This window comes from Candidatus Poriferisodalis sp. (assembly GCF_965221945.1).
Lineage (GTDB): Bacteria > Actinomycetota > Acidimicrobiia > Acidimicrobiales > Poriferisodalaceae > Poriferisodalis.
In genome coordinates, this window is the sequence record NZ_OZ244925.1 from 3,259,012 (window position 1) to 3,275,207 (window position 16,196).

Sequence of the window (16,196 nt, forward strand, 5' to 3'; positions counted from 1 at the left end):
AGTTAGTGGACAACAAGTTCAGATTGAGGCTACGAATCTGGGTGAGAGCGCCCGTCCGACCTGAAGTCTGAACTCGGCGACCCGGATCACTCAACTTTCGAGCGATACTTGAAGGTTGTCGCTCATCGCCTCGTAGAGCCGGGCAAGATCGGTCAAATCAGCGAATCTGATGACAATCTGACCCCCTCGGCGCCCAAGTTGGACCTCGACAGAGGTTGCCAAGGCGACGGACAGGGCAGTCTCGACCTCCAGCACCGCGGCTGGGCGGTCGGCGCCGGCTGCGGGCTCCGGTTCGGCGGCTTCTGCGGCTGGCGGCTCCGGCGAGGATTCAGATTCAGGCGCCGTGCTGAGGGATCGGACCGCTTCCTCGACGGTGCGCACCGACCAGCCCTCATCCACCGCTCGCTCTGCCAACAGCTCGAGATCGATTGGATCGTCGCAGCCCAGCAACGCTCGGGCGTGGCCAGCTGAGAGCTCGCCGTCCAGGAGGTAGCGCTGCACGGTCACCGGCAAGGACAGGAGCCGGAGCGAGTTGGTGACTGCTGCTCGGCTGCGGCCCATGCGACGGCCGAGCTCGTCGTGAGTGACCCCGAAATCATCGATGAGCTGCCGGTACGCAGCCGCCTCTTCCAAGGGATTGAGATCTGCCCGGTGGACGTTCTCAATCAGGGCATGAGTCAGGCTGGTCTCGTCGTCGGCAGCTCGTATGACAACCGGAATGGTGTCCAAGCCTGCGCTGCGCGCTGCTCGCCAGCGGCGTTCGCCCGCGATGATCTCGAAGCGTCCGACGATGCCGGTCTCTCGCACGACGATCGGCTGGAGAACCCCAATCTGACGAATCGAGTCCGAGAGCGCCTCGAGGGACGCAGCTTCAAAATGCTGCCGGGGCTGCAGGGGATTGACTTCGACAGCCGAGAGCGGAACCTCGCGGTACACCGACTGTCCGGTCGGAATCAGCGCGCCGAGCCCTCGTCCAAGTCCTCGCTGGGCGTTCATGTCGGCGCTCCTTCGGCGATTCGATACTGCTCGGTGACCTCTCTCTGATCACCGAGTCCATCGGCATGCCCGTCACCAGCACGGTCCGCTGCAGCTTGGTGAGGGTCGCCGCGTTCATGGATCTCTCGGGCAAGTTCCTGGTAGGCAATGGCGCCTCGGCTATTGGGTGCGTACACCGTCACCGGTTGCCCGACACTCGGGGCTTCCGACAAGCGCACCGTCCGAGGGACGACAACCCGGCACACTCGGTCCCCGAAGTGCCGGCGAACGTCGGAGACCACCTCTGCAGCGAGTCGCGTTCGAGCGTCGTACATGACCATGACGATGGCACTGATGACGAGGGCCGAGTTCAGTCCTTCCCGCACCATTTCCACGTTGTGGAGCAGCTGACCGAGTCCCTCGAGCGCGTAGTACTCGCACTGGACCGGCACCAGGATTTCGGTGGCCGCGCTCAACGCGTTGACGGTCAACAGTCCGAGCGACGGCGGGCAGTCGATGAAGATGTAGTCGTAGTCGTCGGCAACCGGCGCGAGTGCGTGCCGAAGCTTCAACTCGCGACTGAATGCTGAGACGAGTTCGATCTCCGCGCCAGACATCTCCAAGCGTGCCGGTGCTACTTCGAAGCCGTCAATTCCGGTGGGCCGGATGCACTCAGTGAGTTCTGCTGCACCAAGAAGGACCTGGTACATCGAGATTTCGAACACGCGTGGATCGATGCCTGCACCGGTAGCCGCATTTCCCTGCGGATCCATGTCGACGAGCAGTGTGTTGTGACCAAGGTCGGCGAGTGCTGCGCACAAGTTGACCGCCGTGGTGGTCTTGCCAACGCCGCCCTTTTGGTTCGCCACCGCAATGATCCGACCCATTCGGTCTCCATCCGCCGACAATCGGAGTTCAGGGTACGCCAGTTGGCCCCATTCGCAAGGGCTGAGGTCGGCAATGTTTCACGTGAAACGTCCCAGGGGCCCGAGCGACCCGCGAGCGCAGCGAACAAGAGCGGGAAACGAACGGTGCCGCAGCGAGATGCCTCACAGATTCACGCAACCTCCGAAGTACCGTGACTCTTGTCATGGCACCAGTCGATGAACGCCTCCTCAGCATCCTTGTTCGCAGCCAGGACCAGGGCTTCCTCGGCCCGGGTGATCTCTTCACGCATGTGGAACATGCGAGAGCGCACGCAGAAGCAGCTCAACCCGAGCTTGGTCAACGCTGGTGCGATCTGGGAACCGGTGGGGGAGTGCCCGGCCTACTGATGGCTCTGGAGCAACCCGGCGTCGAATTCGTACTGCTGGATCGCTCACAGAGCCGCATCGACTTCCTCGACACGGTAATTGGCGACCTCGATATAGGTGATCGGGTCACCCTCGCACTCGGGGACGCCGCAGAACTGGCCCATCGTCCCGAGCACCGTTATGCCTATGACGGTGTGGTGAGCAGGGCTTTCGGTCCCCCAGCTGCGGTTGCGGAGTGCAGCGTGGGCCTGCTGCGTCCCGGGGGCAGGCTTGTCGTCAGCGAGCCGCCCAACAGCAACGATCAGCGTTGGCCGGCCGAACCCCTTGCCCAACTCGGGTTGTACTTCGTGCGGCATACCAGCACGACGCCCGCATTCGCCGTGATGGAACGCCAGTCTTTGCCGAACCCGACGTATCCCCGGACGTGGAAGCAGATCCGGAAGCGGCCGCTCTTCTGATTGGTGAGCGCCGATTGGTGAGCGCGATTACTCCGCGTCGCTCGAACTGGTGGGTACCAGCACGACGCGCCGCCTCGGCTCGTCGCCCACCGAAATGGTGTCGACGCCGGGGATCTCATTGACGGTGTCGTGAACGACCTTGCGATCGGCCGCGTTCATGGGCTCGAGTCCGCGCTCAGTGCCAGCCTCCGCCACAGCTCCGGCGAGCTCACGAACGTACGCCTCGAGCGCTTCGCGGCGCCGCTGGCGGTAGCCGCCCACATCAACCCTCACCCGGGCCCGGCGCTCGCCTGGCAGCCGGCGCTGGAGCATGGTCTTGGCGACTTCCTGCAGCGCGACCACATGGCGCCCTCGTGGGCCGATGAGCAGTCCCAACGACTCATTCGAACCTTCGAGATTGATCTCGAAGCTGTCGTCATCCGCCGCAACTGGCACTGCGGTGGCATCGATACCGAAGGCGTTGACCAAGCCATCCAGGAACTCCTGCACCATGACTTGTTGTTCTGTTGTCGTTGTCTCGACTGTCATCTTCGTCTCCTCTGGTGGGGCCCTCGACATCTGGCCCGATGCACTGCTGGCGTGCTTGCTCGCGGGCGCTTCGCTGGAATCGTTGTCGCGCCCTCAGGAACGCTCAGCCTACGGGCACGCGTCAGCGAGCCGTCGACTCACACTGGCGCAGATCGGGGTAGAACTGGGCGCAGTACGCCCGGTACTTCATCACCTCGCCGTCAGAACGAGCGAGCTTCGGGCGCGGCACGTACTGCTTGCGGCTCCAGACGACGACATCCTGATGCACGTCCTGGATCTGCAGGTCCGCAACGAACTTATTCATGATGGGGGCGCGCATTCGCCGTGGCAGGAATCCCAAGCCGGCAATTCGTCGCTTCGGGCTGCGAATCTCACGCACCTGCGAGATGATCGACATGTCGATCAGCGTGCCGTCCACAGGCGTGGCCAACACCCACAGTCGTGCATCTATGCCGATGGAGAGCTCCTGGAACTCCACATACGAGTAGCCCAGGCCAGTGACCCGCGCAATGGCTGTTACCTCGAGGTTGAGTCTCGCAATCTTGGCGATCTTGCGGGTGGTCGAGAAGCCGAAACGGCTCTCGAGGTACGGACCGTCGATCGACACCGGTATCTCGTTCGTTACATTGCCGTAGCCGTGGACATAGCTCAGGTGGGCGATGTCCACCGAGTTCTCGCTCGTCTCCTGGGGATGACCCGGAAAACGCACTGTCCGGATTTGGATGTTGCTCCACTCACCTGCATCCGACGGCTCGGCGGGGAGGTGCCATTGCGGGGGACGTCCGTCCATCCCCCACCAGGCGAAGACCAACCCCCCCCCCCCCTTGAACTCCCGAGTCTCGAAGACACGTAGCCGCGTGGATCGAGCGGGAGCCGCAGATGGGGTAACGACGCACTGCCCGTCTGCGTCGTACTGAAAACCATGGAAGGGACACACGAGCCGGCCATCGACCACACGTCCCCCTGCAGCTGGACCCAGTTGCGATCCAAGATGGGGGCACACCGACTTGGCCACGCTGATACGGCCGCTCTCGTCGCACCAGATGACGATGTTCTGGCCCATCCACGTCTGCTCGACGAGCTTCGACTTCTCCACCGCTTGCCGCGTGGTAAGGAAGTACCAACCCTCGGGAAACGGTGGAAGCGAACTAATGTTCGCTAGCTCGCGGGCTCCGGTCGGCACAACTCCATACTCCTCGCCCATCTCGACGCTCGCCGATTTCCTCAGTAGCTATGGGCTCGGGCAGGATAACTGGCGCGCTATCACCACTGGAGCACAAGGTTCTATACTTACCGACGTCATAACAAACGCACGTACCACAGATTACCCCCAATCACCCACGGGAAACGCAACGTGACGATCCACTCCACCGAGGCTGCCGCGACGCGAACGCTCAGCCTCCCCGAAGAGCTCATCTTGATGCTCCTCAACGAGGAAAGTGGTTACTTCCATCAGGTTCCCGGCTGGAACTTGAACTGTGCAGTTGCGGGCGCTGCGCTCGCCGAACTCTCCCTGCAAGCCCGAGTCGACACGGACATGGTTCATTTGATCCTGTTGGACAAGACACCCACCGGTGATCCGGTGTCGGATTTCGCGTTGCAACAGATCAGCGCCGAACCTGACCTAAAGAACGCCCAGTATTGGATCGAGCGGCTGGCGCCTCATGCGGAAATGATGATCGACCTGACATTGGATCGATTGACCAGTGCTGGCATTCTCGAACATCACGACGGCAACTTCTGGACACTCTCTCCAGCTGCCCGGCACAGCGAGCACCTCGGCATGAGTGGTGAGGACACCGCCGCGCAGTTCATCAAGACACGTATCGGAAAGGCAATCTTCAGCGCCGCCATCCCGAGTCCACGAGATGTCATCATCATCGGTCTCGCGAGTACGTGCGATGTTCTGCGGTTCATATTTGACATCGATGATGCAGCTGAAGATCGCATCCGCCTCCTTTGCCAGATGGACTTGATTGGTCAGGCCATCGCCAATGCGGTCGAGCACAATCTCGCTGGCCCTCTACTGCGACAAGCCGCCTTCACAAAGTCAATTCCCGTAGTTCCGTTGCGTCGGTTGCTGTTTAACCGGAATGCCCTGCGCGGGAATCTACCGGCATTTTTTGCTGATCTCACAAAACTCCTCGGTCCTGTCATGGCAATCAAACCGCCTGTTGGCAAACCAGTTATGTACGTTCTGGCAGGTGCTACGACGAACCGATGGGTCCATCGTTACGGTCGAATGTACCTGCGTTCAAGTGACTATTTCCGCCATCTGGAGACTGCGTATCATGCCGCAGGCCTCTTACCCTCGTTGGATGGTGCCGAACATTTTCGAATGCGAAAAGTCATGCGGTCCAGCTATTCCCGGGCAATACTTGAGCAGCAGCTGGATAGTGTGTACCAGCGCGCAAGAGCACACATAGCAGGTTGGAACGAAGGAGACAAGTTCCGGTTGGTGCACATGTGTCATCGCTATATCAATGCGCAGCTCTCACCTTTGTTCGTCAACATCGACTCCCAAGACGTCATCGACGATTTGATCGCGTACAAGCAACGCGCCCTGAACACCCATGTTGCGCGGGTGATGCCCAAGTTCCTGCTTCACACACCATCGATGAAACGGAAAGCAAGATCCATCGATGTGATCCTCGATCGGATTCAGCTTTCCCACACTTCTACCCAGCGGGCAGGCTGCCCGCGGGACCATGCCGACGATTTGCTCAGTCTTCATGAGAGCGATCCAGTATTTCTGCCAGAATCCAACCTCAGATTTGCATTGTCAGCCCCCATGCTCGCCTCAATGTACGTCGGCGACCAGCTGAGCTTTATCTTGCACGCTTTGATCCGGCAGCCTGACACGTATCGTCGCATCCAAACGGAGGCTGCCGCTGTATTCAAGAACAGTGAACCCCAGTGGGATCTCCTCAACTCGGATCAAGTTGACGTCACGACACGTTTTATCAAGGAATGCATCCGCCTGTATCCGACGATTCCCGGGTCGATTCGCACGGTGATGAATTCCTGCGTTGTGGGAGACCACGAACTTCCCGTTGGCGCACGGGTCTTCATTGCCGCTACGGCAGCGCACTATATGGACGATGTCTTTCCCGACCCTCACAGGTTCGATATCGATCGCTACCTGCCTGCGCGCGGTGAGCACCGTTCGCCGGGCTACGCCCCATTCGGACTGGGTACGCATAGCTGCCTTGGTTCACGACTAGTAGAACTGCAGCTCACTTTGAGCGTACTCATGCTAGCTCATTACTTCACATTTGAGTTAAGGAGGCCTGATCGCCAGCTGAAGATCAGTCCCTTCCCATCAATGTCACCGAAAGCCCGACTCAAGATAGCCATCAGAGAGCAGAGACACGAGCTGGCCGTCTGAGCGACGTCGGCACCGCAGGCCGGCCGTCGCTATGAAGCCGAGCTCGCCGGCTTGGACGCTGTGCCGCGGTTGCCTGATCGGGATCGCCGTCGAGATGATCGGCCGCCGCGGTTCTGGCCTCGACCTTGGCCTTTCCCCCGCTGTCGGGGTCGTTGTCCCCCACCGGATCGGCGGCGCGGCCGGCGGCGATTTCGCCGGGCGTCGCCCAAGCGCGGCGGTGGACCGGTCGGGCGCACCCGCACTCGAACGCGGGCGGGCTCGCGCCGAATTCCCCAGCGAGTTCGCGTTGGCTCCGCCAAAATCTCGATGTCGACGTCCTCGGCGGCAACCGAGAGCGCATCGAGGGCACGCTCACGCGCCTCGTCAACGGTGGGGCCCGTCATCACGATCCACTCCATGACGCAGCCCTAGCTCCCCGCAGAAATCGCCGTCGCACTCATCGCTTGCGGCGATTGCGCGTCCTGCCGTCTCCTGAGGTGCGGCGACTCTGGATGGGCTTCGACTCTGGTTCGGACTGGCCCCGACGGCGCTTGCGGCCACGCTCAGAGGTCTGGTACCGACGCGAACCGGTTCCGCCCCGGCGTGAACGCTTGTCGGCATCGGTGACCCGTTCCTCCGACGAACGGGTCCGGCGGACCGAAGAAGTCTCTGAGGGTTCCGGCGGCGCGGGCTCCGGCGTGCTCTCGTGCGACGAGTTGCGTGAGCCCGACCGACGTTCTGCGCGGCGTTGCTCGCGAGCCGCTCGACGGGTCGCCTCAGCGTCAAGCGCCTTGCGTGACCGCTGATTCGGCACCGGTCGCGGTGGCTCAGGCTCCGACACCGTCTCAGCCTCGATGACATCGTCAGAGGACTCGGGCGTGACCAGCGGTTTCGCCGGCTTCATCGTGGCATGGATGAAGGCCTGGGTCAGCATCCGGTAGATGCTGGACACGATGAAGTAAGGCACCAACGCCGCCGGCACGAAGAAGCTGAACACCGGCAGCATAAAGGGCATGTACTTCATCATGATTTCCATCTGACGGTTCGGCATGGCCGCGCCGCCGCGCCGCGCCGCCATCTGGCGCTGCTGGAGCCAGGCCAGCAGGAATGTGACCGCTACGAGCCCCAGATAGGGGAGTCCCTCGACGAAATCAGACTGGATTACGTCCTTCGCTGCCTCCGACAAGTCCATCCCCAGGGACCGCATTTCGCCGCCCGCGTCGACGATGTCCTGGTAAAGCTGCGAATCAGGACTCAGATTTCGGGGAAAAGGCTTGTCGACTGGATTCTGTTCAGGTATGCGCAGGTTCCAAATGACTCGGTACAGCACGATGAAGATGGGGATCTGGGCCAGATTCGGTAGGCACCCGCCCAGGGGGCTCACTCCGTTCGACTGGTAGAGCTTCATCGTTTCTTCGTTGAGTTTCTGGCGGTCGCCGGTGTGCTTCTTGCGCAGCTGAGCCAGCTCCGGCTGCAGTGCCTGGGTCTTGGTCATCGTCCGGGCACCGCGCAAGGTGAGCGGGGTGAACAGCAGCATGATCGCCAGGGTCAGCATGCAGATGGCGAACGTGTAGTCGGGGACGAGCGAGTAGAACCACGCCAGCACACCGGCGATGCCGTCAAATATCGGATCAGCCCAATCGAACATCAGTGCTCCCAGGATCCAGTAGCGGCATCCGCACGGCGATCCCGGCCGCTCCTCACCGCTACCGGGTCGTAGCCCCAGCCGCCCCACGGATGGCAGCGGCAGATGCGCCGGATGGCCAGCCAACTACCTCGTGCCGCACCCCAGGTTCGCACGGCATCGAGTGCGTACTGCGAACACGTCGGATCGAAGCGGCACGACGGCGGCCTCGAGCGGGGGAGTGCGCGGTAGAACCTGACCACAGCGACCAGCGCTCGTGCGACGGACCCCATTCTCATTTCGGCGTGCTCTTGGTTCTCGGAAAGGCCCCCGCCATCTCCAGCAACCTCGCCAGCTCGGCTCGGGCGCGCCGGTAGGTCACCGCCGAGACTGCTCCGCGCGTGCCGACGAGATACCGGCCCGGCGCCAAGTCGTCCGCGTGTTCGCGAAACAGCGCCCGCAGGCGTCGACGCACCCGATTGCGCGCCACTGCGGTGCCAGCGTGCCGGCTGAGCGCAAACGCCACACGGGGCCGTGCCAGCCCGGCGTCGGCTGCGAAGGACATCCACAGCAGCTCGCTGTCGAAGCGACGACCGCGTCGCAGCGCTGCGAAGTCGGCCTTGCTGTGGCACGAATCGATCAGGCGCTCAGCCGTTGCCGGCCCTTGCGTCGGCGAGAATTCACAATTGCCCGGCCCGCGCGGGTGGACATGCGATGGCGGAAGCCGTGTCGGCGTGCCCGTCTGCGGCTGTGGGGTTGGTACGTGCGCTTCACGCTGCAGCCTCCTGGAGGTTCAGGCCGCGGGCAGGTCCGCGAAATGCGGTGCGGCGACCGGAGCGTGCCCGGGTGTCGACCCGAGAGCGCTGACAGCCTACGGGTGCTGGCACAAGGCGGCACCGGGGTACGGGGAACACGAAGACGCGCGTGTCGACGCGGGTGTTAACGCGCGCATTCGCGCGCGTTATTCGCGCGCAACACCTTGTGCCGGTTCATCACCGGCTGCGGTCGGGCAGGTTGCCGGGACAGCAAACACCCATGTCACCTGCCTGTTTGCGGGAGTTATGGGCCTGTCGATGAACTGTCGAGCCCGCGTCATCTCGGACATCATGGCGGTGTACCAACGCGCGCTTGCGACAGTGGGTGCGCGGCCATAAGTTCCTTTCACGGATGCCGCTTGGTGGCTCGCAGGAGAACAACGGGTTCCCCGGGTGCACTACGGCCGCAGGCGAACGAGGTTGTTGTGGTGAGTTCTCCGCAGGCGGGTGCCACAGCACACGAGCCTGACGACGAACCTCACATCTCACCGCAGTCGGCCCCATTCGAGCAATCTCATATGACTTCACGGGAGCCATCAGAAACGGCCGAAAACGCGCGGGCGAATACCGACGAGTTGTGGTCGCAGTGCCGTGAGATCCTCCGCAGGACCGTCTCGGACGCACTCTGGTTGGGCTACTTCCGCCACTTGCAGGCGCTGCACATCGACGGCGAGCTGGCCGTGCTGATCGCGCCGAGCAACATGATCCGGGATCGCATCCAGCGCCGATATATCCCCATGCTCCACGCCGCCTTCGAACGGCTGCCTGTCCGCCCGCAGACCTACGAGATCGAGACCCGTCCCGAGCTCGCAGATCTTGACAGCGCCAACGGCACCGACGCGGACCCACACGACGTCGATGCAATCCCCGACGACGATGCCTCCGTCCTGAGCCAGGACGAGACATGGCACCCAGCGGGCGGCTCTGCCCAGTCTGCACCGGTCGCCGAGAGCGCCGTCCGTGACGCTGCGTCACCCAGTGTCGCCGGAACGCCGCGCAGGGTGTCGGGCGTCGACATCACCAATCCCCGCTACACCTTCGAGAGCTTCGTCACCGGCAGCAGCAACCGGTTCGCCCAAGCCGCGGCGCTCGCGGTAGCTGAGACTCCGGGAATCGCGTACAACCCGCTGTTCATTCATGGCAGCACAGGCCTGGGCAAGACCCACCTGCTGCAGGCCGTTGTGAACTTCCTGGGCACGACCCTGCCCGAGCATCGTGTCCGGTACGTCTCGACCGAGACCTTCCTCTCAGAGTTCATCGAAGCAATCCGTACGAACACGACGCCAGCGTTCAAGCGGCGTTACCGCGAGCTCGACGTGCTGCTGCTCGATGACATCCAGTTCATGGAAGGCAAGGAAGGCCTGCAAGAAGAGCTGTTCCACACCTTTAACTCGCTCCACGTGGCGGGCCGGCAGATCGTGATCTCCTCAGATCGCCCGCCTCGCAGCATCGCCACGCTGTCAGACCGGCTGCGCAGCCGATTCGAGTGGGGCCTGATCACCGACATTCAACCGCCCGATCTTGAGACTCGGGTGGCCATCTTGCGCAAGAAGACCGAGCACAGACATGTACCCGACGAGGTGCTCGAGCACATCGCCTACATCATCATCAACAACATCCGTGAACTCGAGGGCGCGCTAATTCGCGTCACCGCCTACGCCAGTCTCACCCGCAACGCCGTCACGCTCGAGATGGCACAGCAGATCCTCAGCGACGTCCGTGAACCGCAGGAGAAACCCATCACCACCGAGCGGATCCTGCACATGACCGCCGACATGTTCGGCTACGGCGTGATCGAACTCACCAGCCAAGGCCGTCAGCAGGGCCTGGTCAAAGCGCGCCAGATCAGCATGTACGTGATGCGCGAACTCACCGACCTGAGCTACCCCGCCATTGGGAGTGTGTTCGGCGGCCGCGATCACACCACGGTCATGCACGCTGTCAAGAAGATCAACAGCCTCCTGCCTTCAGAACGCAAGGTGTACGACCAGGTAGCACAGCTCATCTCGCGGGTCCGAGCCGCCTGAGGCTGACTCGACATCGGCTGTCCGCTATGCGGCCGACAAGTGGATCTAGGGTGTCTCCACACGTTGTGGATAACGAGTGGAAAAGTTCTCGACAAACCTCGGGAAACGTCGTGCTTTTCCACCGCTGCGCCAGCGATACAGGAAAAGGGAGGGTGTAGCTGTGGACGTGGCAAGCAAGACTGTTAACGGCCACATAGCGCTGATCTGCGAAAACGACTCACCGTCCACAATTCACAGCCCCTATAACTACTACTGAATAAGTCTCAACCATCACATTGAGAATTGTCTGTCTCATCGGTCTCGTACGACCAAGGAGAACCGCCCGTGAAATTGCGTATTGAACGAGATGCACTGGTCGACCAGCTGACTTTGGCGAGCCGTGGGGTCAATGCGCGCGGTGGCGGGTTGTTCGTGCTCACCGGATTGCATCTGTGTGCTGATGGAGAAGGCCTCAGGGTCACGGGTACCGACTTGGACCTGACCGTGCGGACCCAGCTGCGGACTCCGGTGGAGACCGAAGGTGAGACGGTCGTCCCAGCTCGCCTCCTGACCGATATCGCCCGAGCGCTGCCTGCCGGCGAGATCAGCCTGGAAGTGACCGACGACGAAGTGCAGATCACCGGTGCACGTGCGCAGTTCTCCGTACGGACCCTGCCGACAGCCGATTTCCCGGTACTGCCCCAGCCGGCTGGAGACAGCGTGACCGTTCCTGCCGGCGACTTGGCGCAAGCCTTCCGGCAGGTTGTCCGCGCTGCAAGTTCCGACGACGCCCGACCAATTCTGACTGGTGTGCTCATGGCAGCTCGCGGAGACGGACTGCGCCTCGTGGCCACCGACTCCTACCGTCTGGCACTGCGTGACCTGCCCGAGGCGCAAGTCTTGGCGACAGGGCAGCAAGTGCTGGTTCCGTCGCGAGCACTCGAGGAACTCGGACGGATCTTGGACTCCAGCAAGGACGTGACCATGCGGCTGGGCGAACGTGAAGTCACCTTCGAAGTCTCCGACGAGTCTCAATCCGCCCAGGTGACCTGTCGTCTCATTGCGGGCGACTTCCCGAGCTATGAACCGCTGATCCCCGACTCGCACGACAACCGCTTGGAGGTGGACCGTGCCGCGTTGCTCGACGGGGCTCGCCGGCTCCGCTTGCTGGCACGCGACACGAATGCGCCGCTGCGAATGGAGTTGCGCGAAAACAGCATCGAACTCACGGTCATCTCCCAGGACGTCGGGAGCGCGAGCGAGGAAATCGATGCCACGTACGAGGGAACGCCGACCACAGTCGCTTTCAACCCCGACTACCTCATCGAAGGCCTCGATGCTGCCGGCGGCGACACCGTCGAGTTGGTGCGGCTCGATGCCCTCAAGCCCGCCGTGCTTCGAACGCCTGGCCACGGCGAGTTCCTGTACCTGCTGATGCCAGTGCGGGTGTCGTAGTCAGCTGAACCGCCGCCGCCAGAGCCAGCTCTTGTGATCGTTGCCTGGCTGAGTATCGAGAATTTTCGGAACCATCGATCTACCCAGCTGTCGCTTGACGAGGCCCGGACGCTCGTGGTCGGGCCCAACGGGCACGGCAAGACGAACCTGCTCGAGGCCATCGCGATGCTGGATGGGTCGGGTTCGTTCCGCGGGGCGAGCGCGGAGACTGTTGTGCGGGCCGGTTGCGAGCGGGCCTACGTGCGCGCCGAGATTCGCCGGGAGCGCCGGAAGTACCTGGTGGAGATGGAGATTGCGGCGGCTGGCCGTTCCCGGGCCCAGGTGAACGGCCAGCGTGTGCGGTCGCTGCGCGATCTTGCCGATGTGGTCAGCGCCGTGGTGTTCTGCCCAGCGGACCTGTCGATCCCTGCGGGCGGCCCAGCCGTGCGGCGGGAGCTGCTCGACGACATTCTGTCCGCCACCGATCGCGAGTACCGGGCGGCGCGCCTCGATTTCGAACGGATCCTGCGCCAACGCAACAACCTGTTGAAGCAGGCGGGCACGCGTCTCGACGACGAAGCCCTGACCACGCTGGAAGTCTGGGATGCACAATTCGCTGCTGCTGGCGAGACGGTTGCGACCCGCCGCGCCGCCCTGTGCACTGCACTGGCGCCTCCTGCACAGGACGCCTACTACCGACTCGCCGGGACCACAGTTCAGTTGGAGCTGTCCTACGCAGCCCCGTGGCGCGACGGCACGCTCGCCGTCGCCTTGGATCAGGCGCGTTCGGACGATCTGCGGCGCGGTACCACCACAGTGGGCCCACACCGCGACGACATGGAGATCTTCCTGGACGGGCTGCCGGCACGGACGCACGCCTCGCAGGGAGAACAGCGGAGCATTGCGCTGGCGCTGCGACTGGCGGAGCACCGCTACACAGCCGAGATCGGCGGTATCGAGCCGGTCATCCTGCTCGACGATGTCTTCTCCGAGCTCGATGAGGGCCGCGCTCAACGCCTCGTCGGCTGCCTTCCTTCCGCACAGACCGTGGTGACGTCGGCCACCGGCCACGTACCGCCGGGAATCGAGATTCGCCGCCACATCCAGATCCGCGACGGCGAGGCGACCCCTGAAGACGCTCAGGTCAGCGAGAGCACCGACTGACCGGTTTGCGTCATGAGGCGTGCGAGCATGGGCATCCGATGAAGAGACGTCGCCACGGCACAACTGGGCGCGAGCCTCGGCCGATCAAGGACTCGCTGCGGGCCGTCACCTCTGGTTTCGGTTCGCGGGGTCGGGCGATCGACCTGGGCGAGCGTTGGGTCCAAGCCGTGGGCGAGGCGATTGCGGCCCACGCGCAGCCCGAGCGGCTCGAAGCCGGCCGCTTGATCATTGTTGTCGACGACCCCGCTTGGGCGACGGAATTGCGCTATCACTCCAGCCGGATTCTGGCTGCATTGAACGCCGAAACCGGTGCTGCGGCCATCTCAGAACTGCACCTGCGTGTGCGTCCTCGCGGATAACGTAAAAAACCTAGTGTGACCTGCGGTTTTGTTTCCCTTTCCGCGGGCGTTTTGGCACCGAGAATGGCGCGCTCTCCGGTAGACTGAAGCGTTAGGAAGAGTGCCGTTGGACACCAGGACCCGGACTTGGAGACAGAGCTGATCCATGCCGCGCCGGAGACCCCGACTCGCACAGTGACTGACACCACCTTGGCGCCGACCGCGGCGACCCCAGTCGACGGCACAGATGCGCCTAGTAGCAGCGCGCCAGCGGCCAACAACCCAGTCGTAGGCGACTACAACGCCGATGCCATCACGGTGCTCGAAGGCCTCGAGCCCGTGCGTGAACGGCCCGGGATGTTCATTGGCTCGACCGGTCCGGGAGGCCTGCACCACCTCGTCTACGAAGTGGTGGACAACGCCGTCGATGAGGCCATGGCAGGGCACTGCACCTCCATCGAGGTCACCCTGCGGGCAGACGGAACATGCAGCGTCTTCGACAACGGTCGAGGCATTCCCGTTGAGGCCCATCCGCAGTATCCCGACAAGTCGGCTGCCGAGGTCGTGTTGACCGTGCTGCACGCAGGAGGCAAGTTCGGCGGCGCCGGTTACAAGGTGTCCGGCGGCCTGCATGGGGTCGGCGTGTCGGTCGTCAACGCCCTGTCCTCGGAGCTGGAGGCCATCATCGACCGCGAGGGTCGGCGTTGGCGTCTGAAGTTCCGCGACGGCGGCGAGCCTGTCGGCAAGCTGACCGACATCGGCCCCTCGCCCGATGCCAACACTGGCACCACCATCACCTTCCAGCCCGACTCCACGGTGTTCGATCACGTCGAGTTCCGGGCGCAGACGCTCACCGAGCGGCTGCAGATGATGGCGTTCCTGAACGCGGGTCTGCGCATCGGATTCACCGACGAGCGGCGGGCCGAGCCCGCCCGCCACGAGTTCTGTTACCCCGGTGGCATTCGCGACTTCGTGCGGCACCTGAACGAAACGTCCGAGGCGCTGTTCGACGGTGTCGGCTACCTGTCAGCGGCAGAAGCTGGCGACGAGGTGGAGATCGCCTTCCAGTGGAACAACGGCTTCAACACCGATGGCATTCACAGCTTCGCCAACGGCATCAACACGATCGAGGGGGGCATGCACGCTGAGGGGTTCCGCTCTGCGCTGACCTCGGCCGTGAACGCCTACGCCCGCGATCGCAAGATGCTGCGACCCGACGATGGGAACCTCCAGGGCGACGACATCCGCGAAGGGCTGACCGCGGTGGTGAGCGTCCGCATGGAGTCGCCGCAATTCGAAGGCCAGACCAAGGCCAAGCTGGGCAACACCGCAATGCGCAGCCTGGTGCAGAAGGCTGCCTACAGCGGGCTCGGCGAATGGTTCGAGGAACACCCGAGCGAGGCCAAGCTGGTGGTGGGCAAGGCGGTCGACGCTCGCAGGGCCCGAATCGCCGCGCAGAAGGCACGCAACACCGTGCGCAAGTCGGCGCTGCGGGGCGCCGGCCTGCCAGGCAAGCTCACCGACTGCTCATCCAGCGACCCCGACGAGTCCGAGCTGTACATCGTCGAGGGCGACTCGGCTGGGGGATCGGCCAAGGAGGCACGCGACCCCGCCACCATGGCAATCCTGCCGATTCGAGGGAAGATCCTCAACGTTCAGCGCAGCCGCCCCGAGCGCATCTTCGACAACAACGAGATCGGCGCGCTGATCTCGGCAATCGGTGCCGGCGTCGACGGCGCGACCGGTGAAGGCGGATTCGACGTCGAACGGGTGCGGTACCGCAAGGTGATCCTGCTATGCGACGCCGACGTCGACGGCAGTCACATCCGCACATTGCTGCTGACGTTCTTCTTCCATCGCATGCGCGATCTGCTGCAGTACGGCTGCGTGTACATCGCGCAGCCACCGCTGTACTCCACCAAGGTCGGGTCCGAGACGGTGTACCTCAAGGACGACCGCGCCAAGACGGCGTTCCTTTCCGAGCGGACCAACCACCGCAACGAGTTCCAGCGCCTGAAGGGCCTCGGTGAGATGGACGCCCAAGAGTTGTGGGACACCACGATGGATCCGGCTCGCCGAACCCTGCTGCGCGTCACGCTCTCCGAGGCCGCCACAGCGGACCTCATCTTCAGCATCCTCATGGGCGACGACGTGGAAGCCCGCCGGGGTTTCATCCAGAACAACGCCAGCGACGTGCGGTTCCTGGACGTCTAAACCCAGCACAACGATGGATC

General features: G+C 63.2%; 16 protein-coding genes and 1 pseudogene. 7 read left to right on the top strand and 10 right to left on the bottom strand.

What is annotated here, in order from left to right; translation table 11 throughout:
• Positions 1-90: 90 nt before the first annotated feature.
• Together ACOQPH_RS15370 and ACOQPH_RS15375 are read right to left on the bottom strand one after the other, a co-directional pair.
• Positions 91-996 carry a ParB/RepB/Spo0J family partition protein gene (locus tag ACOQPH_RS15370; protein WP_420622211.1) on the bottom strand — a complete coding sequence of 302 codons (906 nt, stop codon included), beginning with the start codon at positions 994-996 and terminating at the stop codon, positions 91-93.
• Positions 993-1,862 carry a ParA family protein gene (locus tag ACOQPH_RS15375; protein WP_420622212.1) on the bottom strand — a complete coding sequence of 290 codons (870 nt, stop codon included), beginning with the start codon at positions 1,860-1,862 and terminating at the stop codon, positions 993-995. Before ACOQPH_RS15375 ends, ACOQPH_RS15370 begins: the two co-directional genes overlap by 4 nt.
• A gap of 386 nt (positions 1,863-2,248) precedes the next feature.
• Between ACOQPH_RS15375 and ACOQPH_RS15380 the strand changes: the two genes are divergently transcribed.
• A complete protein-coding gene (locus ACOQPH_RS15380; RefSeq protein ID WP_420622213.1) occupies positions 2,249-2,686 on the top strand; it encodes an RsmG family class I SAM-dependent methyltransferase in 438 nt (145 codons plus the stop codon).
• A gap of 27 nt (positions 2,687-2,713) precedes the next feature.
• Here the strand turns inward: ACOQPH_RS15380 and ACOQPH_RS15385 are convergent, their stop codons facing one another.
• From ACOQPH_RS15385 to ACOQPH_RS15395, 3 genes and pseudogenes are all read right to left on the bottom strand, one after another.
• On the bottom strand, positions 2,714-3,214 hold the full coding sequence (locus ACOQPH_RS15385) for a protein jag (RefSeq protein WP_420622214.1): 501 nt from the start codon (positions 3,212-3,214) through the stop codon (positions 2,714-2,716).
• 121 nt (positions 3,215-3,335) lie between these two features.
• Positions 3,336-4,004, bottom strand: a complete 669-nt coding sequence (locus ACOQPH_RS15390) for a hypothetical protein (protein WP_420624366.1) — start codon at positions 4,002-4,004, stop codon at positions 3,336-3,338.
• Between the two features lie 135 nt (positions 4,005-4,139).
• Positions 4,140-4,418: pseudogene (locus ACOQPH_RS15395) on the bottom strand (Rieske 2Fe-2S domain-containing protein); the annotation flags it as partial.
• 150 nt (positions 4,419-4,568) lie between these two features.
• On the opposite strand from ACOQPH_RS15395, the gene ACOQPH_RS15400 reads away from it, so the two are divergent.
• Positions 4,569-6,602: a cytochrome P450 gene (locus tag ACOQPH_RS15400; RefSeq protein ID WP_420622215.1), complete on the top strand. Its 2,034-nt coding sequence runs from the start codon at positions 4,569-4,571 to the stop codon at positions 6,600-6,602.
• 29 nt (positions 6,603-6,631) lie between these two features.
• Here ACOQPH_RS15400 and ACOQPH_RS15405 read toward each other — a convergent pair whose 3' ends face one another.
• The 5 genes from ACOQPH_RS15405 to rpmH form a co-directional block, all read right to left on the bottom strand.
• Positions 6,632-7,000, bottom strand: a complete 369-nt coding sequence (locus ACOQPH_RS15405) for a Jag N-terminal domain-containing protein (RefSeq protein WP_420622216.1) — start codon at positions 6,998-7,000, stop codon at positions 6,632-6,634.
• 38 nt (positions 7,001-7,038) lie between these two features.
• Positions 7,039-8,229, bottom strand: a complete 1,191-nt coding sequence (locus ACOQPH_RS15410; RefSeq protein ID WP_420622217.1) for a YidC/Oxa1 family membrane protein insertase — start codon at positions 8,227-8,229, stop codon at positions 7,039-7,041.
• Complete coding sequence (gene yidD, locus ACOQPH_RS15415; protein ID WP_420622218.1) at positions 8,229-8,504, bottom strand: membrane protein insertion efficiency factor YidD; 276 nt, start codon at positions 8,502-8,504, stop codon at positions 8,229-8,231. Before yidD ends, ACOQPH_RS15410 begins: the two co-directional genes overlap by 1 nt.
• Positions 8,501-8,770 carry a ribonuclease P protein component gene (gene rnpA / locus ACOQPH_RS15420; protein WP_420622219.1) on the bottom strand — a complete coding sequence of 90 codons (270 nt, stop codon included), beginning with the start codon at positions 8,768-8,770 and terminating at the stop codon, positions 8,501-8,503. Before rnpA ends, yidD begins: the two co-directional genes overlap by 4 nt.
• A 74-nt stretch (positions 8,771-8,844) precedes the next feature.
• A complete protein-coding gene (gene rpmH / locus ACOQPH_RS15425; protein WP_420622220.1) occupies positions 8,845-8,979 on the bottom strand; it encodes a 50S ribosomal protein L34 in 135 nt (44 codons plus the stop codon).
• A 559-nt stretch (positions 8,980-9,538) separates the two neighbouring features.
• Between rpmH and dnaA the strand changes: the two genes are divergently transcribed.
• The 5 genes from dnaA (at position 9,539) to ACOQPH_RS15450 (ending at position 16,176) form a co-directional block, all read left to right on the top strand.
• Complete coding sequence (dnaA, locus tag ACOQPH_RS15430) at positions 9,539-11,047, top strand: chromosomal replication initiator protein DnaA (RefSeq protein WP_420622221.1); 1,509 nt, start codon at positions 9,539-9,541, stop codon at positions 11,045-11,047.
• A 324-nt stretch (positions 11,048-11,371) separates the two neighbouring features.
• Positions 11,372-12,481, top strand: a complete 1,110-nt coding sequence (gene dnaN, locus ACOQPH_RS15435) for a DNA polymerase III subunit beta (protein WP_420622222.1) — start codon at positions 11,372-11,374, stop codon at positions 12,479-12,481.
• A 33-nt stretch (positions 12,482-12,514) separates the two neighbouring features.
• Entirely contained in the window at positions 12,515-13,624 is a 1,110-nt protein-coding gene (gene recF, locus ACOQPH_RS15440; RefSeq protein ID WP_420622223.1) for a DNA replication/repair protein RecF, read from the top strand.
• 38 nt (positions 13,625-13,662) lie between these two features.
• Positions 13,663-13,983 (top strand): DUF721 domain-containing protein, encoded by a 321-nt coding sequence (locus tag ACOQPH_RS15445; RefSeq protein ID WP_420622224.1) that lies wholly within the window; start codon positions 13,663-13,665, stop codon positions 13,981-13,983.
• 297 nt (positions 13,984-14,280) lie between these two features.
• Positions 14,281-16,176, top strand: a complete 1,896-nt coding sequence (locus ACOQPH_RS15450; protein ID WP_420624367.1) for a DNA gyrase/topoisomerase IV subunit B — start codon at positions 14,281-14,283, stop codon at positions 16,174-16,176.
• Positions 16,177-16,196 lie beyond the last annotated feature (20 nt).